Here is a 22,105-nt window from a genome sequence, read left to right as displayed (position 1 = left end):
GCTTTTCTGTTTTTGCTAACGCCAAACCATCCATTGCCATGACGATGATTCCCGTGACTGATTTGTGCGACATGCACGAAGACAAGCTGGTGTACGGCAGCCTGCGTGTGCTTACGCCGGTGTTCCGCAGCTTTGGCAAGCGCGCCGCGTTTGCCGGCCCGGCTTCCACGCTCAAGGTGTTTGAAGACAACGGCCTGGTACGCGCCGCGCTGGAAGAGCAGGGCGCTGGCCGCGTGCTGGTGATTGACGGCGGCGGCTCGCTGCGCTGCGCGCTGGTGGGCGGCAATCTCGGCAAGCTGGCCGAAGAGAACGGCTGGGAGGGCATTCTGCTCAACGGCTGCGTGCGCGATACGCGCGAGCTGGCCGAATGCAACGTCGGCATCCACGCCCTGGCGGTGCACCCGCGCAAGAGCATCAAGAAAAACGCCGGGCAGCGCGAAGTGGGCGTGCAGATGCCGGGCGCGTACATCCAGTCTGGCGAGTGGGTCTATGCCGACGAAGACGGCGTGCTGGTCTCGCAGGACATGCTGGAATGATCCGCGCCAACGCCATCCACGTGTTCGTCTACGGCACGCTGCGTGCCGGCGAGGCGAACGATCTGCGGGTTGCCGCGGCCAAGCGCGGCATTCCTGAGCCGGAGCTGCTCGGTACTGCCATGTTGCATGGCCGACTGTATGACTTTGGCGCGTATCCCGGGCTCGTGCTCGATCCGACTGGCACCGCCGTGCGTGGCGATGTGTATCGCATCGATGCGGCGCTCGTCCCCGTGCTGGACGAGATCGAAGAGGTCTACCCCGGCGGCGATGCGCTGTTCCTGCGCGAGAACCACGCCGTCATGCTCGGCAGCGAACCGATCGATTGCATTGTCTATCCGGTTAGCCCGCAGCACATTGCCGGGCGGCCCGCCATCACGTGTGGAGACTGGGTGGCGCATCGCCTGTCTCGAGGTTGATTCCGATTTGGAGGGGGAGGGGCGCACGATATAATTCGCGCGCTGTTCGTTCGAGCAGCCGGGTTTAGCAGCCCACCAGATGTGCCATCTAGACGGACAATGTCCGGTGCTTGTGCACGCCTATGCTTCATGGCGGGCCGGGCGGTGAGACCTTCGGGTCTGCCGGTTTCTAGATGGCCGGTCTGCTAACGCCGTCGTCAGGCCCGCCACCCTCGTTTAGCAGCGAGCGGCTGGCCTCTTCATCTAGGAGACGTCATGTCTTTCGCATCAAGCGGGCATCGCCCCGCGTCTTATCCCTCGCCACCGTCTTGCATCTCCTGGCCTCCGTTTTACGGAGGTGCACGTTGAACGCGCTACGCCATTACCAATCGGGCGCCCTCGAAGCCAAGGAATTTCTCTTCCGTACGCACATTGATGCGCGTGCCGGCCGGCCCTTCGTGGCCATGCGGCTGCGCTCGAAAATCGACGGCATCACGCATGCGCTGCCGCGCGAGTTTCGGGCCGGTTTCATCGATGCGATCTATCTGTTTGTAGCAGCGGCCCCGCGGGGCAAGGCGCCGGATCTTCTGCAGTGGGATGTATTGGCGGACTTAGAGCGCCCGTCCTGAGCGCACACGCGATCATCACCATCCTGAACGCCGCATCTGCGGCGTTTTTTGTGCCCCGATGATGTGACGGACAGATGCCCACGATTTTTCACAATGCGGAAAGTGGTTTTGGTCCGCAAAAATTCTGCATCGCACAGCACCATCACGTTCTTTCATGATAGAAAAAATCTTTCCGCATCATGAAACACGGTTGGTAAGTCATTGAAAAATATGAGGTAAAAACTTCAATCCCTGCGCATGTTCTCCTTGTTGCGCTGCACCGGCCATTTCTACACTCTTATATAAGACATATGACTTGAGCCACCTGGCTGCGCCCCAAGAAGGTGCGAGCGGCTCAAGGCGCAGAGTGAGTTACCCGGTTTTTATTTGATGGATGCGATCAAACAGGAGAGTGCGATGTCACGCGAACTCGAAGTGCAAAAGCTGCAGAAGGAATGGGATACCAACCCGCGTTGGAAGGGCATCAAGCGTGGTTACACCGCTGAAGATGTCGTGCGCCTGCGCGGCTCGCTGCAGATCGAACACACGCTGGCCAAGCGTGGTGCCGAAAAGCTGTGGAACCTGATCAACAACGAGCCCTTCGTCAACGCGCTGGGCGCGCTCACGGGCAACCAGGCCATGCAGCAGGTCAAGGCTGGCCTGAAGGCGATCTATCTGTCGGGCTGGCAGGTGGCGGGCGATGCCAACAGCAACGGCGAGATGTATCCGGACCAGTCGCTGTACTCGGTGGATTCGGTGCCCAAGGTCGTCAAGAAGATCAACAACACGTTCCAGCGCGCTGACCAGATCCAGTGGTCGGAAGGCAAGGACGACATCGACTTCTTCGCACCGATCGTGGCGGATGCGGAAGCGGGTTTCGGCGGCGTGCTGAACGCGTTCGAACTGATGAAGGCCATGATCGAGGCCGGTGCCGCAGGCGTGCACTTTGAAGACCAACTTGCGGCTGTGAAAAAGTGCGGCCACATGGGCGGCAAGGTGCTGGTGCCGACGCGTGAGGCCGTGAGCAAGCTCGTGGCCGCGCGTCTGGCTGCTGACGTGATGGGCGTGCCGACTGTGCTGATCGCCCGCACTGACGCAGAAGCTGCCGACCTGCTGACCACCGATGTGGACGAGAACGACAAGCCGTTCTGCACCGGCGAGCGCACCGTCGAAGGTTTCTACCGCACCAAGCCGGGTCTGCAGCAGGCCATCTCGCGCGGTCTGGCGTATGCGGAAGTGGCCGACCTCGTGTGGTGCGAAACCGGTAAGCCCGATCTGGAATACGCCAAGAAGTTTGCCGAGGCCATCCACGCCAAGTTCCCCGGCAAGATGCTGGCCTACAACTGCTCGCCGTCGTTCAACTGGAAGAAGAACCTGGACGACGTGACGATCGCCCGATTCCAGAAGGAACTCGGCGCAATGGGCTACAAGTTCCAGTTCATCACGCTGGCGGGTTTCCATGCCCTGAACTACTCGATGTTCAACCTGGCCTACGGCTATGCCCGCAACCAGATGAGCGCGTTCGTGGAGCTGCAAGAGGCCGAGTTCAAGGCGGCGGAAAAGGGCTTCACGGCGGTGAAGCACCAGCGCGAAGTCGGCACGGGCTACTTCGATGCCGTGACGCAGACCATCGAGCGCGAGGCGTCGACCACGGCGCTGAAGGGCTCGACGGAAGACGAACAATTCTTCGAAGAAACGGCGCAAGCCAAGAAGGTGGCCTGAGGTTGCCGACGCATCCGGCATCCAGGCTCCCGGGCCGGCCGTGCTGACCACACACCGGCCTCTCGAACCGCGCTTCCTCAACGGCGCGGTTTTTTTTTTCTGTGCGATTGCGGCTTAGTGCGGTGCGGTGCGTTGCGGCGTGGCCGATCAGGCGCGCTTGAAAATCGATTCGAGATCCAGCGCCGATGTGGGAGTCGCGTGCAGGTCGAGCGAGTGCTCGATGTGCTCCAGATGCTCGCGCATCAGGTCGTGTGCACGCGCGGCATCGCCGGTGGCGATCGCTTCGGTCAGGGTGTCGTGCTCGTGCTCGGGGCAGGCGGGCAGGCCGGGGCGGTCATAGAGCGTGATGATCAGGCACGTGCGCGACACCGCTTCGCGCGTGAGCCGTTCCAGCACATGGTTGCCGGCCATCTCGGCAATCAGGACGTGATATTCGCCGGATAGACGGATGGTGGCCGCGCGGTCGCCGCGTTCGCGTGCCGCGTGTTCCGCCGCAATGTGTTCGCGCAGGCGTTTGGCTTTTGCCGGCGTGCATGCGTTTGCGAGCATGCTGGCCAGTTCGGGTTCGATGATGCGGCGGGTCTGGAAAACGTCGCGCGCCTCTTTTACGGAAGGCTGCGCGACGAACGCGCCCTTGTTGGGCACGAGGGTCACCAGATGCTCATGCGCCAGCCGGGCCAGCACCTGGCGGATGCGCGGCCGGCCCGCGCCGGTGGCTTCGCACAGCCGCTCTTCGACCAGCTTGGTGCCGGCCGGCAGTCGGTGCTCCATGATGGCCGTCAGCAGGCCCTGGTAGATCGGTTCGGCAGCCGGTTGGCTGTCGGCAGGTTCCCGTGCGGGTGCGGGCATGGCAGGTGGCGGTGCAGAAGAAAAAGCGGAATGGTGCATGGTAGCAAATGCGCCACTCCGCCTTGCACTACGCCAGTGCAAACGGAGCAAGCATTCCGGTATAGGGTTTCGGGAGCGGCCGCGCCCAGTCGCCGCGCTTGCTGGTGGAAAGCCGCATGCCGACCAGCGCCTCGACCAGCTTTACCGCAGCCACCACGCCGTCGATGACAGGCACGCGCAGCTCGGCGCTCAGGTCTTCACACAGGTCTGCCATGCCGGCACAGCCGAGCACGATGCAGTCGCTGCGGTCTTGCGCAAGCGCGCTGCGGCAGGCGTCGAGGATGATCTGGCGTGCGTTGGAGCCGGGCTTCTCCAGGTCCAGCACGGGCAGGTCGCTTGCGTGGACGTTGCGGCACGCATGCCGCATGCCGTAGCGCTCTGCCAGGTGCCACGCCATGCCGACGGTGCGCTCCAGCGTCGTCACGACGCTGAAGCTGTTGCCGATCAGGCTGGCCATGTGCATGGCGGCTTCAGCAATGCCGATCACGGGGCCGTGCGCGAGTTCACGTGCGGCGTAGAGGCCCGGGTCGCCGAAGCAGGCGATGACGTAGGCGTCGGCGCCATCGCATTCGCCGTGGCGGATTTCCTCCAGGATGCCGGGCACCGAGAGCGCCTCGTCGTAATGGCTTTCAATGGAAGCCGGGCCCATCTTCGGGCTCACCGCCGTGATGCGCGTGCCCGATGCGGCCGCGGCTTGCGCGCAGCGGCCGATGAGCGCGGTCATGCTCGTCGTGGTGTTGGGGTTGATGATGCGGATGTCCATGTTCTTGACGCGTGGATGATTCGGATTAGCGGGTGAGGGTGCCTTGCTTGCGGCTGAGCACGGTGTAGAGCACCAGCGCGATGCCCACGCCGATGAACCAGCTGTAGTTGGCCAGCGCGTGCAGCCGTTCGAACACAACGCATGCCATCGGGATCAGCGCGGACGGGATCAGCGTCAAAACGGCAGCCGGGTTGTAGCCGTTGCGGTACCAGTAGCGGCCGGTGGGGCGCAGCGTGTAGAGATCGTCGACATGCACCTGCTGCCGTTGCACGAAGTAGTAGTCCGCGATCAGGATGCCGAACAGCGGGCCGATGAACGCGCCCAGCACGTCGATCGTGTAGTGGATCACCTCGGGGTTGTTGTAGAGGTTCCAGGGCGTGATGAAGATCGACGCGACCGCCGCAATCATGCCGCCCGTGCGCCAGCTGATGTGTTGCGGCGCCACGTTGGAAAAGTCGAACGCCGGCGACACGAAGTTGGCGACGATGTTGATGCCGATGGTCGCGATCATGAACGTGAGCGCACCGAGCACCACGGCCGTAATGTTGTCGATGCGGGCAACGACGGCGACGGGGTCGGAGATCATCTCGCCAAACACCGGCAGCGTGGCCGACGTGGTGATGACCGTCAGCAGCGCGAAGCCGAGGAAGTTGACCGGAAGCCCCCAGAAGTTGCCGCGTTTGACGGAGGTGAAATCCTTGCCGTAGCGGGAGAAGTCACCGAAGTTCAGCATCGGGCCAGAGAAGTACGACACCACCAGCGCGATCCCGCCCAGCACCACTGGCACCGCATCCCAGCCCTCGTATTTGAGGAAGGAAAGCGTGAGGTTGATGTTGTTCCAGCCGGCCTTGTGCACGAGCCATGCGGCCAGCGCGATCATCACCACGTACACCGCCGGGCCCGCCCAGTCGATGAACTTGCGGATCGATTCCATGCCGTGCCAGAACACGAACGCCTGCAGCACCCACAGCAGCATGAACGCCGCCCAACCCAGCGTCGACAAGCCCACAAAGCCATGCTGCGCCACGTCGGCATACGGCGCGAGTTGCGGCATGAACTTCAGCGCCAGCACCAGGAACGCGCTCGATGCCAGATAGGTCTGGATGCCATACCACGCCACCGCGATCAGCCCGCGGATGATGGCCGGAATGTTTGCGCCCAGCACACCGAACGACGCGCGGCAGATCACCGGATACGGCGTGCCGGTCGCCTGGCTGGGTTTGGCGACGAGGTTGCAGAACACCTGCACGATGACGATGCCCACCAGCAGCGCGAACAGCACCTGCAGGCTCGACAGGCCCAGCGAGAACAGGCTCGCTGCCGTCAGATAACCGCCCACGCTGTGCACGTCGGACATCCAGAACGCGAAGATGTTGTAGGTGCCCCAGGTCTGCTTGCGTAGCGGGGCGAGGTCTTCGTTGGTAAGCCGCGGGTCGTAATGCGGTTTGATGACGACGTTGGGATGCGCGTGTGGCGAATCAACCGCCTGCGCCGCCGAAGCGGTGGTGCTGGTCATGCTGTCTCCTTTGGTTTTGCCGGTTTCCAAGCCGTGCAGGCGTTGTGCGCAAAAATGTACACAACATGTTTTTGTTTTGTGTACAAAGTTGTATGCGCCAGCAAGACAAGAGTCAAGGAGAAAAAAAAGCCGCCTCAAAAGGCGGCTATTTATCGTGCGGGCAGGGTGAGACTTCAGCGATAGACGATCACTGGAATCTCGGTGTGCGTGAGCACCTTCTGCGTTTCACTGCCGAGCAGCAGCCCGGCCAGCCCGCGCCGGCCGTGGGATGCCATGAAGATGACGTCGCAGCCATGGCGCTCGGCCGCGTCGATGATGCCCATGTAAGGCACGGCAAAGCAGCTCATGTCGGTGTCGCAGTTGATGCCGGCGCTGCGGGCGGCATCTTCAACGTCCTTGAGCACCACGCGCGCCTGTGCTTCGACGCGCTCCTTGAACGCCTGGGGCGTCTCCACGACGATCTCGGAGAACGGTGTGTATGGATATTCCTCAAGGCAGGTGTAGGCCGTCAGACGCGCGCCCAGCGTCTTGGCAAAGTCGAGCGCGCCCGCCACCGCCTTGCGCGACAGCTCGGAACCATCGGTGGGGATGAGGATGTGCTGGAACATGCGGCCTCCTGAGTGGGATGCGGAAGACGTTCTTGTCTTGATTGTAGGCCGCACGCGGTGTTTCACCCACTCGGGGTGATTGCTAATCCATTCCGATGATGGCGTCTGCCCGGCGCCAATAGGCCGGGTTGCCATACGTGTTCTTGAGGAAATCGATAAAGAGGCGCACGCGCAGCGGCAGATGCTTGCGCTGCGGAAACACCGCGTGGATGCCGATCGGCGGCGCTTCAAAGGCATCGAGCACCGTCACCAGCTTGCCCGTGGCAATGTCGTGCCCGACCTCCCACCAGGAGCGCCACGCCAGGCCATAACCTTGCAGGCACCACTCGCGCAGCACGGCGCCGTCCGTGCATTCCATCGTGCCGGACACCTTGACGGTGACGGCCTTGCCGCCTTGCTGGAAGACCCAGCCGCGCTGCACGTTGGCGCTGGCGCCGAAGGCCAGGCAGTTGTGCGTCGAAAGCTGCTCAACCTGCGTCGGAACGCCGCGGCGCTCGAGATATGACGGTGCGGCCACCACCACGCGGCGGTTTTCCCACAGGCGGATCGACACGAGGCTCGAATCGGGCAGATCGCCCAGGCGGATCGCGCAATCGAAGCCTTCGTTGACGAGGTCGACCACCCGGTCGCCCAGGTCCAGCGTCATCGAGACATCCGGGTGGGCCTCGATAAAGTCCGGCACCATGGGCGCGACATGGCGGCGGCCAAAACCGGCGGGGGCGGTCACACGCAGGTGCCCGCTGGCTTTTACGCCACCGGCCGAGACGCTTGCCTCGGCGTTGTGCAGGTCGTTGAGAATCCGCTGGCAATCCTCCAGGAACGCCGAACCCTCGAACGTGAGGGTGATGCGCCGCGTGGTGCGCACCAGGAGCTTGACGCCCAGGCGTTCTTCCAGCGCGTCGATGCGGCGCCCGATGATGGCAGGCGCCACGCCCTCAGCGGCGGCGGCGGCGGATAGGCTGCCGCGTGTTGCGACGGCGACAAAGGTTTCGAGCTGCTTGAAATGATCCATGCCTGATGTATACCGTGGCAACCGAGGTCTGCGGGATTGTGACGAATATAAAGGTTATCACTCGTCATTCCATCAGTAAAAGTCAAAGATCAAGTGACCATTGGCGTCTTTGTGCGGTGCGTCAGCTTTTCTACAATGGCCCTCGTTGCGAAGGTCGGCAAGGCGTTCTGCGTGATGGAACGCCCAATTGCGGGGCCTTCGGGTCCGTGGAGCTTCAGATGCGTTCGATTCGCGCGGTGGTCTTCGATGCCTATGGCACGTTGTTTGACGTGTACTCCGTGGCCGCGCGTGCCGAGCAACTGTTTGCCGGCAAGGGCGAGGCGCTGTCGGTGCTCTGGCGCGACAAGCAGATCGATTACACGCGCATCCGCTCGCTGGCCGGCCCCTCGGGCGAACACTACAAGCCGTTCTGGGACATCACCGTCGATGCGCTGCGCTATGCCGCGGCACGCCTGGGCGTCGAGCTTTCCGCCCACGACGAGGCCACGCTGATGCGCGAATATGCGTGCCTGTCTGCGTTTCCCGAGAACGTGCCCGCGCTGCGCCGCCTGCGTGAGATGGGCTTGCCGCTGGGCATCCTCTCCAACGGCAACCCGCAGATGCTCGACATTGCCGTGAAGAGTGCGGGGATGTCCGGGCTGTTCGATCACGTGCTGTCGGTCGATGCGGTCAAGCTCTACAAGACTGCGCCCCAAGCCTATGCGCTGGCGCCACAAGCGTTTGGCGTGCCGGCGGAACAGATTCTGTTTGTCTCGTCCAATGGCTGGGATGCGTGCGGCGCGACGTGGTACGGCTTCACAACGTTCTGGATCAACCGCCTGGGGCATCCGCCCGAGGCACTCGACGTGGCGCCCACCGCGGCAGGCCACGACATGCGCGATCTGCTGCAGTTCGTGCAGGCAACACAAGCGACTTAAGGCATTGCATTCAATCGGTCCAGCCATAGGACCAAATTAAGACCAAAACACGTTCAACCCTCACATCATCTTCTGGAGAACAACCATGGCGCTCACGCTGCCCCAAGGCATGGAGATCAAGGCCGAGATTCTGCCGGCCTACGAAGACATTCTGACCCCCGAAGCGCTGGCGCTGGTTGCCAAGCTGCATCGTGCCTTCCAGCCGCGTCGTAAGGAGCTGCTGGCTGCCCGTGTCGAGCGCGCCAAGCGCCTGGACGCCGGCGAGCGCCCGGATTTCCTGCCGGAAACGAAGGCCGTGCGTGAAGGCGACTGGAAGGTCGCCCCGATTCCGCCGGCACTGCACTGCCGCCGTGTGGAAATCACTGGCCCGGTCGATGCCAAGATGGTCATCAACGCGTTCAATTCGGGCGCGGACAGCTACATGACCGACTTCGAAGATTCGAATTCGCCGAGCTGGCATAACCAGATCCAGGGCCAGGTCAACCTGAAGGCCGCCATCCGCCGCACGCTCACGCTGGAGCAGAACGGCAAGACCTACAAGCTCAACGACAAGATCGCCACGCTGCAAGTGCGTCCGCGCGGCTGGCACCTGGACGAGAAGCATGTGCTGATCGATGGCGAGCGCGTGTCCGGCGGCATCTTCGACTTTGCGCTGTTCCTGTTCCATAACGCCAAGGAACAGATCGCTCGTGGCGCCGGCCCATTCTTCTATCTGCCGAAGATGGAAAGCCATCTGGAAGCGCGCCTGTGGAACGACATCTTCGTGATGGCGCAGAACGAGATCGGTCTGCCGCAAGGCACGATCAAGGCCACCGTGCTGATCGAAACTATCCTCGCCGCGTTCGAGATGGAAGAAATCCTGTACGAACTGCGCGAGCACAGCGCTGGCCTGAACGCTGGCCGTTGGGACTACATCTTCTCGTGCATCAAGAAGTTCAAGGTCGACAAGAACTTCTGCCTGGCCGACCGCGCCAAGGTGACGATGACCTCGCCGTTCATGCGCGCCTACGCGCTGCTGCTGCTCAAGACCTGCCACAAGCGTGGTGCGCCCGCCATCGGCGGCATGAGCGCGCTGATCCCGATCAAGAACGATCCGGAGAAGAACGCCATCGCCATGGCCGGCATCATCAACGACAAGAAGCGCGACGCGACCGACGGCTACGACGGCGGTTGGGTGGCCCACCCGGGCCTGGTCGAGCCGGCCATGAAGGAATTCGTGGCCGTGCTGGGCGACAAGCTGAACCAGTTCGAGAAGCAACGCCCGGACGTGGAAGTGAAGGCTGCCGACCTGCTGGACTTCCAGCCGGAAACGCCGATCACCGAAGGCGGCCTGCGCATGAACATCAACGTTGGCATCCACTACCTGGGCGCCTGGCTGGCCGGCAACGGTTGCGTGCCGATCCACAACCTGATGGAAGATGCCGCTACGGCAGAAATCTCGCGCTCGCAGGTGTGGCAATGGATCCGCTCGCCGAAGGGCAAGCTGGAAGACGGCACCAAGGTCACGGCTGAACTGGTGCGCAAGCTGATCCCGGAAGAATTGGCCAAGGTGAAGGAGACGGGCGCGGTGGGCCACTTTGACCGCGCTGCGGAAATCTTCGAACAGATGTCGACGTCGGAAGACTTTGCAGAATTCCTGACGCTGCCGTTGTACGAAGAAATCTGAAGGTAAGCGACGCTTAAAGCGCGCAGAGGAAACGCCGGCCGGGGCAACCCGCCGGCGTTTTTCTTTTGCCGCAAGGCCGGTCAAGCCGCGCGATAATGTCACGAAATCTTTCGGAGGCCGCTTTGCGCTTTGAACACCTGGTGGAAGTCAACGATCCACTGAACCCCCTCATCGACACGCTGACCCTGAACCAGATCTGGCAAGGCCTGGTATTGCGCGTGCGCGAGCAAACCGAATTTGTCGAAAGCCTGGACGAATGCATCATCACCGCTGAGGGCGACGGCTGGGTCGAACGCGAACTCGTTTTCGGCAAGGCGCGCATCCAGGATCGCGTGACGCTCGAGCCGCACAAGCGCGTGACCTACACCACCGCGGCCACCGGCGAACACGCCGGTGGGTCGCTGACCATGACGATCGAGAGCAACGAGGCCAACGCCGCGTTCATCCGTTTCGTCTACGACACCACGCTGCCCAACGCCGACGAAACCGGCGACACGCGCTACGCCGAGATCGTCAAATCCGCCTATCGCGAATCCGACATCGACACCGTGCGCCGTATCCGCGAGATTGCCGCCACCGGCCGCCTCGGCTGACGTGTCCCGCCCAGTCGGCGCTGGAGGAGGCGCCGGCCGGGTTGCTTTGCTTGCCTTTGGTCGTCTCACACATCACAACAACGAGACCATGACGACATTCACGCCCACCCTGGAGGCCCTGCGCGCGCGTTACGGCGAGCGCTTCAAGTGGCTCGTTCTCTTCACGCTGATGGTGGGGGCGGTGTCCTCCGTCATCTCGGCCACCATCGTCAACGTGGCGATTCCCGATCTGAGCCGGCATTTCGTGCTCGGGCAGGAACGCGCGCAATGGGTGTCGGCCAGCTTCATGGTGGCGATGACCTTGTCGATGCTGCTGACGCCCTGGCTGCTGCTGCGCTTCGGGCTGCGTCGCACGTTCATCGGTGCGTTGCTGCTGCTGGGTGTGGGCGGGCTGGCGGGTGGTCTGTCGCCGAATTACGAAGTGATGATCGCCATGCGTGTCGTGGAAGGCATTGCGGCAGGCATCATGCAGCCGCTGCCCAACATCCTGATCCTGCGCGTATTTCCGGAGCGGGAGCAGGGCAAGGCGTTCGGCCTGTTCGGCTTTGGCGTCGTGCTGGCCCCGGCCGTAGGCCCGAGCGTGGGCGGCTTCCTGGTGGAGTTGTTCGGCTGGCGCTCGATCTTCTTCGTGGTGATGCCGTTTACGTTGATTGGGTGGGCGATGGCGCGGCGCTTCATGGCCGTCAATTCGTCGATGGCCGGTGAGCCCAAACCGCTTGATTGGCGCGGCCTGCTGCTCATCGGCGGCGCGACGGTCACTCTACTCAATGGGCTGGTCGCTCTGCATGGCGATGCCGCGCATGGCATCGTGCTGATGCTGGTGTCGGCCGTGTGTGTGGCGGGCTTCGTATTCTGGCAGCGGCGGGTGGAGTCGCCGTTGTTGAACCTGCGGCTCTTCAGCTATCGGCAGTTTGCGATGGGGGCGGTGGTGGCCTTCATCTACGGGGCGGGGCTGTACGGTTCGACGTACCTGGTGCCGGTGTATATGCAGGTGGCGCTGGCCTATGCGCCGTCGCGCGCAGGGCTGGTACTGCTGCCCGCAGGCCTGGTGCTGGCCGTGACGATCATGCTGGCCGGACGGCTGACCAATCGAATCGAGCCATTCCGGCTGGTGTCGTTTGGGCTGGCAGCGCTGGCGCTTTCGTTCTTCCTGATGGCAACCAACACGCGGGCAACAAGCTATCTGCTGCTGATCGCCATCGCCATCATTGGGCGGATCGGGCTTGGCTTCGTGCTGCCATCGCTGAGCCTTGGCGCCATGCGTGGTGTCGATTTCACGTTGATTGCGCAAGGCTCCAGCGCTGTCAATTTCCTGCGCCAGTTGGGTGGGGCGATCGGCGTGTCGGCCACGGGGATTTTTCTGCAATGGCGGCTCGCCGTGCGCGGCATCGAAACCGTGCACGGTGCAGCGGTCGACCCCGAGGCGCGCATCCTGGCCTTCGACGAGACATTCATCTTTCTCGGCACGCTGTGCGCACTTGCCGTGCTGGCCGCGTGGCGCATGCGCCGCCGAGAGCTGCCATCCGCCATTCCTGCGGCGCAATAAAAAACCGGGCGCGGGGCCCGGTTCTTCGTTTGGCGATTCGACGCTCAGGTCGTTGCGCCACTCTTCAGTTCTTCGACAAGGTCGATGTACTTTTGCTTGGCTTCGTCCTGCGACGTGCCCTTCAGGCCTTCCCAGGCCTCGAACTTGTAGCGGCCGACGATGTCGGTAAAGCCCGGCTTGTCGCCGTGTGCGTCGCCTTCGGCGCCTTGCTTGTACAGCGCATACAGGCGCAGCAGCGTCATGTTGGCGGGGCGTTCGGAGAGGCCCTTGACGTCGATTTGGGCTTGGTCGAAACGGGCTTGCAAGTCGCTCATGATGATTCCCGGCTGAAAACAATGGTCTGGCGATGATAGCGCCGGGGTTGTATGGCTGGGCCGTTTGAATTCGAGGACGGCTTCGGTTTTCTGCGCGACTTTTGGCCCGGTTTCCCGAGGCGCAGCCACGGGTTTGCGCATTCAGGCGCCACACCAGCCGGTACAATGCCGCCATGCCCTGGATTCTTGCTTTCGATACCTCCACCGAGTTCTGTTCCGTCGCCCTTGGTGACGGCACGCGCACGCTGTTCCGTCATGAACACACCGGTCCGCGCTCCAGTAGCCGGGTGCTGCCGGCGGCATCCGAGTTGCTGGCCGAGGCGGGCATCGCCCTGGCCGATTGTGCGGCGATTGCCTTTGGCGCCGGCCCTGGTTCGTTCACCGGTTTGCGTACGGCATGCGGCGTCGCGCAGGGTTTGGCGTTTGGTGCGGACTTGCCCGTCGTGCCGGTCAATTCCCTCGTCGCCTGCGCAGAACTGACGCGCGCAACGCTGCCGGCCGGCACGGCCGTGACCATCGCCCTCGATGCGCGCATGGAAGAGTGCTACTGGGCCAGCTTCGTACCCGCCGATGCGGCCCAGGACGCCTCGGGCTGGCATGCACTTTCGCCCATCCAGGTAAGCGGGCCGCATAGCGTTGCCGCGCCGCCGCAAGCGTACTGGCTGGCGGGCAATGCCGCAGCAGTGTTCGGTGATCAGTTGAGCATTGCGGCAGGCGCTGCCGCTGTGTTGCCGGAAGTCGCGCCGCACGCCCGCGAGATCATCGCCGTGGGTCTGCGCCTTTTGGCTGCCGGCCATACGGTGCGGCCCGAAGATGCGGCGCCGCTGTATGTGCGTGACAAGGTCGCGCTCACCATTGAAGAGCGGCAGGCTGTGCAACAGGCTAAGGCTGCCGCAGGGGGTGCACAGCCATGAGCCTGATCGAGAACACGCTGGCCGGCGTTATCGCGCAAGCGCCGTTGCCTGCGGGCTGGCGTGCGGAGCGCATGACCGCACGCGATCTGGCTGGCGTCGCGGCGGTCGAGCAGGCGGCGTTCACGTTTCCCTGGTCCCGCGGCAACTTTGAGGATTCGCTCAAGTCCGGTCACCTCGGCATTGTCCTGCGGGATGGCGGCAACGAGGTCGCGGGCTATTTGATTCTCATGCCGGTGGTCGACGAGATGCACCTGCTCAACGTGACCGTGGCGCCGGCGTGGCAGCGGCAAGGGCTGGGCCGTTGGCTGCTGCGTCTGGCAACTGCGCTCACGTTGGTGCATGGTTTCGGCAGCTTGCTGCTGGAGGTACGCCCCTCCAACATCGGCGCGATTGCGCTGTATCACCGTGTCGGGTTTGCCGAGATCGGTCGGCGCAAGCGCTATTACCCGGCTGAGAACAACACGCGCGAAGATGCGCTCGTCATGCGCATGGTGTGTGAAGCGAGCGGGGTGGAGGCTGCATGAATCGTCGATCCCGAATGCTGGAAGCGCTGGGCGTTTCGACCGAATGGACATTGCGCGGGGCTGAGCCGGCTGCGGACGAGGCCGTCGAGGTTGCCGTTGCAGAGCCGGTTGCCGCGGAGGCTGAAGCCCCCGCGTTTGCGGCTGCAGAGCCTGCGGCTGCGCGAGTCGAGCCGCCTGTCATCGAGGCGCCGCCGGATTCGGCTGCCCCGCGCGCTCAGCGCATCGCCGCATTCGATTGGGCGCAGCTCGAAGCCGCCGTTTCCAACTGCACGTCGTGCAAGCTGTGCGAGCGCCGCACAAACACCGTATTCGGCGTTGGCGACCGTCAGGCCGAATGGATGCTGATCGGTGAAGCGCCGGGCGAGCAGGAAGACAAGCAGGGCGAACCGTTCGTCGGCCAGGCCGGCAAGCTGCTCGACAGCATGCTGCGATCGATTGGCCTGTCGCGCGAAAAAGGCGTGTTCATCGCCAACGTGCTCAAGTGCCGCCCACCCGGCAATCGGGATCCGGAGCCGGACGAAGCAGCGATGTGCGATCCGTATCTCAAACGTCAGATTGCGCTGGTCAAGCCGCGCATCATCGTCGTGCTGGGTCGCATTGCTGCGCAGAACCTGCTGCAGACGCAAACGCCTGTCGGCAAGCTGCGCGGCAAGGTGCATGAAGTGGAAGGCGTGCCCGTGGTGGTGACCTATCACCCGGCCTATCTGCTGCGGACGCCGACAGACAAGGCCCGTGCATGGGAAGACCTGTGTCTGGCGCGCAAGATCTACGCGGAGCGCGGCGGCCAGTAAGCCCCGTCCGGCGGGGCGGGCACTGCGTCAGTGGTGCTTGTCTTCGCCGATGAGCGCGGCGGTGTGGAACAGCTTCTCGTTGACGCGATGCCGGCGCATGACCAGCGCCATCGTCAGGCAGACGAAGATGCCGAACGATACGATCACCACGCCCACCGACACGTTCAACTTGATGAGCAGCGCGTACAGGCACAGCATCAGCAGCACAGACACGTTCTCGTTGAAGTTCTGCACCGCAATCGAGTGCCCGGCAGAGAGCAACACATGCCCGCGGTGCTGCAGCAGCGCGTTCATCGGCACCACGAAAAAGCCAGACATGGCGCCCACCAGCATCAGGAACAGGTAGGCAATCATCATGTACAACGGCAGCTTCATCCCGCCGATGTGGAACGTGATCTCGGGAATCGTGTGCTTGGTGTAGAACGCCATCAGCATGACCACCGCGCCCATCGCCACACCCACCGGCAGCACGTCAAGCGAGCGGCGCAGCGGGATTTTGACGGCGGCAGCCATCGCCCCCGCGGCCACGCCCACAGCCACCACGGCCTGGAGGATGGCGCCCTGCGAGAGGTTCAGTTCCAGCGATTGTTCAGCCCACTTCAGCACGATGAACTGCAGCGTGGCGCCGGCACCCCAAAACAGCGTCGTCACGGCCAGGGAGATCTGGCCTAGCTTGTCGTGCCACAGGGCGTTGAAGCAGTCGGCAAACTCTGAAACCAGGCGTACCGGGTTCTTTTCCTGCTGCGGATAGCGTGCACCGGTATCGGGAATGCGCGTGTTGAACAGTGCCGCGATCAGGTAGATCACCATGATCACCAGCATGGCCGCTTCGGCCGGGGTGTTGATGCGCTCCAGCCCAGGAATGTCGAACGACAGCAGCCACGCCGATACATGATTCGAGATCAGCGCGCCGCCTAGCACGGTGCCCAGGATGATCGAGCCGACGGTCAGTCCTTCGATCCACCCATTGGCGGCGACAAGTTTTTCAGGGGGAAGGAGTTCGGTCAGGATGCCGTACTTGGCCGGCGAATACGCCGCCGCACCGAAGCCGACCACACCGTAGGCGAGCAACGGGTGCAGGCCGGAAAGCATCACGCCACAACCAATCAGCTTGATGGCATTGGTGATGAGCATCACCTTGCCCTTGGGCCGGGAATCTGCAAACGCGCCCACGAAAGCGGCAAGTAGAACGTAAGAGAGCACGAAGAACAACTTGAGCAGCGGGGTCATCCACTGCGGCGCATGCATCTCGGTCAGAAGGGCGATGGCGGCAATCAGCAGCGCATTGTCGGCGAGCGACGAAAAAAATTGCGCCGCCATGATGGTGTAAAAACCCTTCTTCATACCTTCGAATTCGTCCCCGTAGACCGCGGTGCCATGTTCGTCTTCACGTCGTGCCGGCAGCGTGCCGGAACTCGGAAGCGCCCCCTCGAGGTGCCGGCCAGGCGATGCATCGGCTGACCCGCCGCGCAGCGCACAGGTGCGCGGTGGAGGCCTTGAAGCCAGCGCCCGCGCGGGCTCCCCGGATTGTGGTTCCCTTGGGCGGGGCCCGTCCGGTGCTGCAAGACATGCATCGCCGGGCAACCGCGGGAATCTTCACTGACAGGCGTTGGGGCCATGCGTTCCGCCCGCAGCTTGTTTTGGTCTCGCCTGTTTGCATGGTCAAATCGGATGTGACGCCATCGCGCAAAAAGAAGTGGCTGGTGCCCAACTTTCTCCATGCCGGCAGCGCATCACGACGGTTTTCCCATGCCTAAATTGAACGGCTTTATATCACGAAACTTGTGCGCTCCCGGTGACGGCGGCGCACTTTCTTTTTTGGCAGGCTCATGACAGGCGCGAACCAGTTGGCGTCCTGTGGTCAAATAGAACGCTCAGCGCGTGAGGCCGGGCGCACGGCCCGCTCACAGCCTATTTGCCTGTTGCATTGCAGCACCGACGCCGCGCCACGAGCGCGCCATCGCATTCACGTTTTGCAGGTTTGCCGTCATGCCAAGACCCATCCAGGCCGTCATCCACGGCCCAGCACTTGCCAATAATCTCCAGGTTGCCCGCCGCCATGCGCCCAATTCGCGCGTGTGGGCTGTCGTTAAAGCCAACGCGTACGGCCACGGCATCGAACGCGCGTATGAAGGTCTGCGCCAGACCGATGGTTTTGGTCTGCTCGACCTGGACGAGGCCGTCCGCCTGCGCCAGCTCGGGTGGCAGGGGCCGGTTCTCTTGCTCGAAGGTTTTTTCAAGCCGGAAGATCTGGCCATCGTCGAGCAGTACCGCCTGACCACCACCGTTCACTGCGAAGAGCAGCTGCGCATGCTGGAACTGGCGCGCCTGAAGGGCCCCATCAGCGTGCAGCTCAAGATCAATACGGGCATGAGCCGCCTGGGCTTCGCGCCCGCCGCCTACCGCGCTGCATGGGAACGCGCCCGCGCCATTTCGGGCGTCGGCACGATCGTCCACATGACGCATTTTTCCGATGCCGACGGCCCGCGTGGCATCGAGCATCAACTTGTCGCGTTTGAGCAGGCTACGCAAGGTTTGCCGGGCGAGGCGTCGCTTTCCAACTCCGCGGCCACGCTGTGGCATCCGAAGGCGCATCGTGACTGGGTGCGCCCGGGCGTGATCATGTACGGCGCATCGCCGACGGGCGTGGCGGCGGACATTGACGGCACGGGCCTGATGCCCGCCATGTCGCTCAAGAGCGAACTGATCGCCATCCAGGATCTGCAGCCGGGCGCGACGATTGGTTACGGCTCGCGCTTTACCGTGGAGCACCCGATGCGCATCGGCATCGTCGCGTGCGGTTATGCCGATGGTTACCCGCGCCATGCGCCGGGCTGGGACGGCAACCATACGCCGGTGCTGGTCGATGGCGTGCGCACGCACATCGTGGGCCGGGTGTCGATGGACATGATTACCGTTGACCTGGCCGGCGTGCCCGAGGCGCGTGTCGGCACACCCGTCACGCTGTGGGGCGAAGGCTTGCCGATCGACGACGTCGCACACGCTTCCGGCACGGTCGGTTATGAGCTGATGTGCGCACTGGCGCCGCGCGTGCCCGTGTCGGTCGAGCCGGTCAGCACGGCAGACGCCAGCGACCTGGGTAAGGCTGCCTGAGCGCGGCACCATCAATACAAAGATCAAGCGGCCGCCGCCCAGGCGCGGTGCCGCAAGCAGGGGGTTGTTTGGCCAAGAGCAAGACGGTCTATACGTGCACTGAATGTGGCGGTACGGCGCCGAAATGGGCGGGGCAGTGCCCGAATTGCCAGCAGTGGAACACGCTGGTGGAAACCGTCGCGCAGCCGACGTCCGGTGCCGGTGCGCGCTTCCAGTCGCTCGCATCCAGCGCGACGGTGCGCAAGCTGTCGGACATCGACGCGGTGGATGTGCCGCGCTTCTCCAGCGGCATCGACGAATTTGACCGCGTACTGGGCGGTGGCCTTGTCAGCGGCGGTGTGGTGCTGATCGGCGGTGATCCGGGCATCGGCAAATCGACGCTGTTGCTGCAGGCGCTGTCGAACCTGTCGGCCGATCGGCGGGTGCTGTATGTGAGCGGCGAAGAGTCCGGCTCGCAGATCGCGCTGCGTGCGCGCCGCCTGGGCATCGAAAGCCCGAACCTTGCGCTGCTGGCGGAGATCCAGCTTGAGCGCATCCAGGCGACCATCGAGGTGGAAAAGCCCGAGGTGGTCGTCATCGATTCGATCCAGACGCTGTATTCGGAGGCGCTGACCTCGGCGCCGGGCTCCGTGGCCCAGGTGCGCGAGTGCGCGGCGCAGCTGACGCGCATTGCCAAGCGGCTGGATGTGACCACCATTCTGGTCGGCCATGTAACCAAGGAGGGCGCGCTGGCGGGCCCGCGAGTCCTCGAACACATCGTCGATACGGTGTTGTATTTCGAGGGCGACACGCATTCCGCCTACCGGCTGGTGCGGGCGTTCAAGAACCGTTTCGGCGCCGTCAACGAGCTGGGCGTGTTTGCGATGACGGAGCGCGGCCTGCGCGGCGTGGCCAATCCGTCGGCGCTGTTCCTCTCGCAGCACGAGCAGGTGGTGCCGGGCTCGTGCGTGCTCGTCACGCAGGAAGGTACGCGGCCGCTGCTGGTCGAAATCCAGGCGCTGGTGGATACAGCCAACGTGCCGAACCCGCGTCGTCTGGCGGTGGGCCTGGAGCAGAACCGCCTGGCGATGTTGCTGGCGGTGTTGCACCGTCATGCCGGCATTGCGTGTTTTGACCAGGACGTGTTCCTGAACGCGGTGGGCGGCGTGAAGATTACCGAACCGGCGGCGGACTTGGCGGTGCTGCTGGCGATTCATTCGTCGATGCGCAACAAGGCGCTGCCGCGTGGGCTGGTGGTGTTTGGCGAGATCGGCCTTGCAGGAGAAATCCGCCCGACACCGCGCGGCCAGGAGCGCCTCAAGGAAGCCGCCAAGCTGGGCTTCTCGATTGCCGTGATCCCGAAATCCAACGCCCCGAAGCAGGCGATCGACGGGCTGGAGGTTATTGCCGTTGAACGTATCGAGCAGGCCATCGACCGCGTGCGGGCGCTGGAGGCTTGATCGTTCAAAATTTCGCAACGGTATCGCTGGTGCCATTTGAAAATGCGCGTGCCGTTGCGGTGCGATAATCCGCCAACTTTTCTCCACGACTCCCTCTGAACTGACGCCGCCATGCAAGCCAACTCGCGCGCCTTTTTCCTGCTGATTGCCGTGATCTCCTTCGGGTTGGTCGGCTATGCGCTGTACCTGCAGCACGTTGAGGGGCTGCAGCCGTGCCCGCTGTGCATCCTCCAGCGGTTTGCGTTCCTGGGCATTGGCGTGTTCTCGCTGCTGGCGGCGCTGTCGTCGGCCACGCGGCTGTTGTGGCACGGGCTCGGGATGCTCTCGGGCTTGGCGGGACTGTGCGTGGCGGGGTACCACGTCTCGCTGCTGCTGAATCCGAAGGCAACGTGCGGGATCGACCCGATCGAAAACTGGGTCAACGCGCTGCCGACTGCCAAATGGTTGCCGCAGGTGTTCGAAGCCGATGGCTTGTGCGTCGGGCCGATGCCGCCGGTGCTGGGCCTGTCGGTGCCGGTGTGGTCGTTGATCTGGCTGGTGATTCTGTCGCTCACGCTGGTGGTGGGGATGATCCGCCGCGAGCGCCGCTGAGCCGGGGCCGCCGATCATGCAACGCGTGCTGGTGAGTGCCTGCCTGCTGGGCCAGCCGGTGCGCTATGACGGCGGCACGGTCGTCACCGAGGGCGGCATCCTGGCGCGCTGGCAGATGGAAGGGCGCATCGTGCCGATGTGCCCCGAGATGGCCGGCGGTTTGCCGGTGCCGCGTCTGCCCGCGGAAATTCACGGCGAAGGCGGTGGTGCGGCGGTGCTGCGCGGCGCAGCCCGTGTCGTCGAACACCACGGTCATGACGTCACCGAAGCGTTTGTACGGGGCGCGCAACGCGCCCTGCAGGCGGCGCTGGCTGCCGGCGTGCAAGTCGCCGTGCTCACCGAGCGCAGCCCGTCTTGCGGTTCTGCATTCCTCTACGACGGCACGTTTTCCAGCCAGTTGCAGCATGGCGAGGGCGTCACCGCTGCGCTGCTCCGCCAACACGGCATCCGCGTGTTCAGCCAGCACCAGTTGGAAGACGCCGCTCGCCTGCTCGATACGCTGGATCGGGCGGATTCGTCAGTCGCCAAACCGTAGCGGCAGGGCGAGCTGCACGGGCTCGCCGTTCTCCTTCACGACGCTGTTGCGCTCGGCAAAGAGCGGATGCTGCAGTGCTTCTTCCATGCGCAGCACGGGCGTGACACAGCAATCGGCATCGGCAAAACGTTCGGTCCATTCGGCTTGCGTGGCGGTTAGGAACAGCGCAGCAAGTTCGTCGCGAACGGCCCGTGCCTCGTCGCCGCCGACGCGCTGGCCGAGCGCCCAGTGCTTGTCTTTCCATGCAGGCTTGCCGATGACTTCGCACAGCACCTGCCAGAACTTCAATTCGAGTGCGCCGACGGCCATGAAGCGATCGTCCGCCGTGCGATATACGCCGTAGCACGGCACGCCGCCGTTGAGCAGATCGCTGCCGGCGGGGCTGGCCTTGCCGCGCGTGCCGACAGCAAAGAACGCCATCAGGTTATGCGCGAATACCGAGTCCGTCATGGAAACGTCGACATAGCGGCCGCGGCCGGTGGCGCGCGCGTCGACCAGCGCGGCCAGGATGCCGACCACCGCCGTGAGCGCACCGCCCAGCAGGTCGCCGATCTGCACGTTGGGGACGATGGGCGTGCCGTCCGCGCTGGCGAGCTGATCGAGCATGCCCGCATAGCCGACGTAGTTGATGTCGTGCCCTGCGGCTTGTGCGAGCGGTCCGTCCTGGCCGTAGCCGCTGATGGAACACATGACGAGCGCGGGGTTGGCCGCGCGCAGCGTGTCCCAGCCGACACCGAGGCGCGCCATGACGCCAGGGCGGAAGCTTTCGATGAGCACATCGGCGTGGCGTACGAGTTCGATGAGCGCGTCGCGGTCTTCGGCACGTTTCAGGTCGAGCCGCATTTCGGTCTTGCCGCGATTGAGCGAGCGGAAGAACAGGCTCGGGCGTTCGGCCGCGCGGTCAGCGGAGGTGCGCATCATGTCGCGCGCGTAGTCGCCGGGGCTGGGGTCTTCGATCTTGATGACTTCTGCGCCAAGGTCAGCCAAGTGGCGCGTGGCGGCCGGGCCAGGCAGCAAGCGCGTAAGGTCGAGCACGCGCACGCCGGCCAGTGGCTGGTGCGTGGCGGTGTCCGGCGAGGGCGATGTCATCAACAGGTCTCCTTGGCCGGGCAC

General features: G+C 63.8%; 23 protein-coding genes. 15 read left to right on the top strand and 8 right to left on the bottom strand.

Annotated features, from left to right (window positions below; genetic code table 11):
- The first annotated feature begins 38 nt into the window (after positions 1-38).
- The 4 genes from rraA to aceA all read left to right on the top strand — a co-directional run bounded on the left by rraA (position 39) and on the right by aceA (position 3,261).
- The gene (gene rraA / locus ACU8YE_RS07745; RefSeq protein ID WP_027677514.1) at positions 39-536 is read left to right on the top strand and encodes a ribonuclease E activity regulator RraA; all 498 of its coding nucleotides are present in this window, start codon (positions 39-41) and stop codon (positions 534-536) included.
- On the top strand, positions 533-952 hold the full coding sequence (locus ACU8YE_RS07740; RefSeq protein WP_446928440.1) for a gamma-glutamylcyclotransferase family protein: 420 nt from the start codon (positions 533-535) through the stop codon (positions 950-952). The genes rraA and ACU8YE_RS07740 overlap by 4 nt, the downstream gene beginning before the upstream one ends.
- A 344-nt stretch (positions 953-1,296) precedes the next feature.
- Positions 1,297-1,560: a hypothetical protein gene (locus tag ACU8YE_RS07735; RefSeq protein WP_446928439.1), complete on the top strand. Its 264-nt coding sequence runs from the start codon at positions 1,297-1,299 to the stop codon at positions 1,558-1,560.
- Positions 1,561-1,956: 396 nt separating this feature from the next.
- Complete coding sequence (gene aceA / locus ACU8YE_RS07730; protein ID WP_004626576.1) at positions 1,957-3,261, top strand: isocitrate lyase; 1,305 nt, start codon at positions 1,957-1,959, stop codon at positions 3,259-3,261.
- A 147-nt stretch (positions 3,262-3,408) separates the two neighbouring features.
- Here aceA and ACU8YE_RS07725 read toward each other — a convergent pair whose 3' ends face one another.
- From ACU8YE_RS07725 to ACU8YE_RS07705, 5 genes are all read right to left on the bottom strand, one after another.
- Positions 3,409-4,110 (bottom strand): GntR family transcriptional regulator, encoded by a 702-nt coding sequence (locus ACU8YE_RS07725; RefSeq protein WP_012761856.1) that lies wholly within the window; start codon positions 4,108-4,110, stop codon positions 3,409-3,411.
- A 67-nt stretch (positions 4,111-4,177) separates the two neighbouring features.
- A complete protein-coding gene (locus ACU8YE_RS07720) occupies positions 4,178-4,912 on the bottom strand; it encodes an aspartate/glutamate racemase family protein (RefSeq protein WP_260802565.1) in 735 nt (244 codons plus the stop codon).
- A gap of 25 nt (positions 4,913-4,937) precedes the next feature.
- Positions 4,938-6,428 (bottom strand): NCS1 family nucleobase:cation symporter-1, encoded by a 1,491-nt coding sequence (locus tag ACU8YE_RS07715; RefSeq protein ID WP_446928438.1) that lies wholly within the window; start codon positions 6,426-6,428, stop codon positions 4,938-4,940.
- A gap of 173 nt (positions 6,429-6,601) precedes the next feature.
- A complete protein-coding gene (locus ACU8YE_RS07710; protein WP_048932252.1) occupies positions 6,602-7,036 on the bottom strand; it encodes a universal stress protein in 435 nt (144 codons plus the stop codon).
- An 82-nt stretch (positions 7,037-7,118) separates the two neighbouring features.
- Complete coding sequence (locus ACU8YE_RS07705) at positions 7,119-8,048, bottom strand: LysR family transcriptional regulator (RefSeq protein WP_232042679.1); 930 nt, start codon at positions 8,046-8,048, stop codon at positions 7,119-7,121.
- A gap of 218 nt (positions 8,049-8,266) precedes the next feature.
- Between ACU8YE_RS07705 and ACU8YE_RS07700 the strand changes: the two genes are divergently transcribed.
- The 4 genes from ACU8YE_RS07700 (at position 8,267) to ACU8YE_RS07685 (ending at position 12,770) form a co-directional block, all read left to right on the top strand.
- Positions 8,267-8,965, top strand: a complete 699-nt coding sequence (locus tag ACU8YE_RS07700) for a haloacid dehalogenase type II (RefSeq protein ID WP_004626582.1) — start codon at positions 8,267-8,269, stop codon at positions 8,963-8,965.
- Between the two features lie 85 nt (positions 8,966-9,050).
- Positions 9,051-10,631 (top strand): malate synthase A, encoded by a 1,581-nt coding sequence (gene aceB / locus ACU8YE_RS07695; protein WP_322016619.1) that lies wholly within the window; start codon positions 9,051-9,053, stop codon positions 10,629-10,631.
- Positions 10,632-10,753: 122 nt separating this feature from the next.
- Positions 10,754-11,224, top strand: a complete 471-nt coding sequence (locus tag ACU8YE_RS07690) for an SRPBCC family protein (protein WP_232042998.1) — start codon at positions 10,754-10,756, stop codon at positions 11,222-11,224.
- Positions 11,225-11,312: 88 nt separating this feature from the next.
- Positions 11,313-12,770: a DHA2 family efflux MFS transporter permease subunit gene (locus ACU8YE_RS07685; RefSeq protein ID WP_343621330.1), complete on the top strand. Its 1,458-nt coding sequence runs from the start codon at positions 11,313-11,315 to the stop codon at positions 12,768-12,770.
- A gap of 44 nt (positions 12,771-12,814) precedes the next feature.
- On the opposite strand, the gene ACU8YE_RS07680 is transcribed toward ACU8YE_RS07685, so the two are convergent.
- Complete coding sequence (locus tag ACU8YE_RS07680) at positions 12,815-13,084, bottom strand: acyl-CoA-binding protein (RefSeq protein ID WP_004626591.1); 270 nt, start codon at positions 13,082-13,084, stop codon at positions 12,815-12,817.
- A 173-nt stretch (positions 13,085-13,257) separates the two neighbouring features.
- Between ACU8YE_RS07680 and tsaB the strand changes: the two genes are divergently transcribed.
- From tsaB to ACU8YE_RS07665, 3 genes are read left to right on the top strand one after another with little or no spacing between them, the layout of a single operon-like run.
- On the top strand, positions 13,258-13,998 hold the full coding sequence (gene tsaB, locus ACU8YE_RS07675) for a tRNA (adenosine(37)-N6)-threonylcarbamoyltransferase complex dimerization subunit type 1 TsaB (RefSeq protein WP_446928437.1): 741 nt from the start codon (positions 13,258-13,260) through the stop codon (positions 13,996-13,998).
- On the top strand, positions 13,995-14,522 hold the full coding sequence (gene rimI, locus ACU8YE_RS07670) for a ribosomal protein S18-alanine N-acetyltransferase (RefSeq protein WP_322016621.1): 528 nt from the start codon (positions 13,995-13,997) through the stop codon (positions 14,520-14,522). Before tsaB ends, rimI begins: the two co-directional genes overlap by 4 nt.
- The gene (locus ACU8YE_RS07665) at positions 14,519-15,313 is read left to right on the top strand and encodes a uracil-DNA glycosylase (protein WP_446928436.1); all 795 of its coding nucleotides are present in this window, start codon (positions 14,519-14,521) and stop codon (positions 15,311-15,313) included. The genes rimI and ACU8YE_RS07665 overlap by 4 nt, the downstream gene beginning before the upstream one ends.
- A 27-nt stretch (positions 15,314-15,340) precedes the next feature.
- Here the strand turns inward: ACU8YE_RS07665 and lplT are convergent, their stop codons facing one another.
- Positions 15,341-16,657 carry a lysophospholipid transporter LplT gene (gene lplT / locus ACU8YE_RS07660; RefSeq protein ID WP_440476702.1) on the bottom strand — a complete coding sequence of 439 codons (1,317 nt, stop codon included), beginning with the start codon at positions 16,655-16,657 and terminating at the stop codon, positions 15,341-15,343.
- Between the two features lie 645 nt (positions 16,658-17,302).
- Between lplT and alr the strand changes: the two genes are divergently transcribed.
- From alr to ACU8YE_RS07640, 4 genes are all read left to right on the top strand, one after another.
- Positions 17,303-18,427 (top strand): alanine racemase, encoded by a 1,125-nt coding sequence (alr, locus tag ACU8YE_RS07655; RefSeq protein WP_316868902.1) that lies wholly within the window; start codon positions 17,303-17,305, stop codon positions 18,425-18,427.
- Between the two features lie 68 nt (positions 18,428-18,495).
- The gene (radA, locus tag ACU8YE_RS07650) at positions 18,496-19,866 is read left to right on the top strand and encodes a DNA repair protein RadA (protein ID WP_024975828.1); all 1,371 of its coding nucleotides are present in this window, start codon (positions 18,496-18,498) and stop codon (positions 19,864-19,866) included.
- A gap of 111 nt (positions 19,867-19,977) precedes the next feature.
- Complete coding sequence (locus ACU8YE_RS07645) at positions 19,978-20,457, top strand: disulfide bond formation protein B (RefSeq protein ID WP_232042687.1); 480 nt, start codon at positions 19,978-19,980, stop codon at positions 20,455-20,457.
- A 16-nt stretch (positions 20,458-20,473) separates the two neighbouring features.
- Positions 20,474-20,992 (top strand): DUF523 domain-containing protein, encoded by a 519-nt coding sequence (locus tag ACU8YE_RS07640; RefSeq protein ID WP_446928435.1) that lies wholly within the window; start codon positions 20,474-20,476, stop codon positions 20,990-20,992.
- Here ACU8YE_RS07640 and ACU8YE_RS07635 read toward each other — a convergent pair.
- Entirely contained in the window at positions 20,975-22,081 is a 1,107-nt protein-coding gene (locus tag ACU8YE_RS07635; RefSeq protein ID WP_446928434.1) for a CaiB/BaiF CoA transferase family protein, read from the bottom strand. The two genes, ACU8YE_RS07640 and ACU8YE_RS07635, sit on opposite strands and share 18 nt — an antisense overlap.
- Positions 22,082-22,105: the final 24 nt, after the last annotated feature.

The sequence above is a fragment of the Ralstonia sp. VS2407 genome (assembly GCF_052950655.1).
Note: the sequence above shows the minus strand (reverse complement) of the source record. Positions and strands in the feature narration are given on the sequence as shown.

Coding starts and splice junctions, on each gene's coding strand:
- rraA (WP_027677514.1), top strand. CDS start 39: ATGACGATGATTCCCGTGACTGATTTGTGCGACATGCACGAAGACAAG.
- ACU8YE_RS07740 (WP_446928440.1), top strand. CDS start 533: ATGATCCGCGCCAACGCCATCCACGTGTTCGTCTACGGCACGCTGCGT.
- aceA (WP_004626576.1), top strand. CDS start 1,957: ATGTCACGCGAACTCGAAGTGCAAAAGCTGCAGAAGGAATGGGATACC.
- ACU8YE_RS07725 (WP_012761856.1), bottom strand. CDS start 4,110: ATGCCCGCACCCGCACGGGAACCTGCCGACAGCCAACCGGCTGCCGAA.
- ACU8YE_RS07720 (WP_260802565.1), bottom strand. CDS start 4,912: ATGGACATCCGCATCATCAACCCCAACACCACGACGAGCATGACCGCG.
- ACU8YE_RS07715 (WP_446928438.1), bottom strand. CDS start 6,428: ATGACCAGCACCACCGCTTCGGCGGCGCAGGCGGTTGATTCGCCACAC.
- ACU8YE_RS07710 (WP_048932252.1), bottom strand. CDS start 7,036: ATGTTCCAGCACATCCTCATCCCCACCGATGGTTCCGAGCTGTCGCGC.
- ACU8YE_RS07705 (WP_232042679.1), bottom strand. CDS start 8,048: ATGGATCATTTCAAGCAGCTCGAAACCTTTGTCGCCGTCGCAACACGC.
- ACU8YE_RS07700 (WP_004626582.1), top strand. CDS start 8,267: ATGCGTTCGATTCGCGCGGTGGTCTTCGATGCCTATGGCACGTTGTTT.
- aceB (WP_322016619.1), top strand. CDS start 9,051: ATGGCGCTCACGCTGCCCCAAGGCATGGAGATCAAGGCCGAGATTCTG.
- ACU8YE_RS07685 (WP_343621330.1), top strand. CDS start 11,313: ATGACGACATTCACGCCCACCCTGGAGGCCCTGCGCGCGCGTTACGGC.
- ACU8YE_RS07680 (WP_004626591.1), bottom strand. CDS start 13,084: ATGAGCGACTTGCAAGCCCGTTTCGACCAAGCCCAAATCGACGTCAAG.
- tsaB (WP_446928437.1), top strand. CDS start 13,258: ATGCCCTGGATTCTTGCTTTCGATACCTCCACCGAGTTCTGTTCCGTC.
- rimI (WP_322016621.1), top strand. CDS start 13,995: ATGAGCCTGATCGAGAACACGCTGGCCGGCGTTATCGCGCAAGCGCCG.
- ACU8YE_RS07665 (WP_446928436.1), top strand. CDS start 14,519: ATGAATCGTCGATCCCGAATGCTGGAAGCGCTGGGCGTTTCGACCGAA.
- lplT (WP_440476702.1), bottom strand. CDS start 16,657: ATGAAGAAGGGTTTTTACACCATCATGGCGGCGCAATTTTTTTCGTCG.
- alr (WP_316868902.1), top strand. CDS start 17,303: ATGCCAAGACCCATCCAGGCCGTCATCCACGGCCCAGCACTTGCCAAT.
- ACU8YE_RS07645 (WP_232042687.1), top strand. CDS start 19,978: ATGCAAGCCAACTCGCGCGCCTTTTTCCTGCTGATTGCCGTGATCTCC.
- ACU8YE_RS07640 (WP_446928435.1), top strand. CDS start 20,474: ATGCAACGCGTGCTGGTGAGTGCCTGCCTGCTGGGCCAGCCGGTGCGC.
- ACU8YE_RS07635 (WP_446928434.1), bottom strand. CDS start 22,081: ATGACATCGCCCTCGCCGGACACCGCCACGCACCAGCCACTGGCCGGC.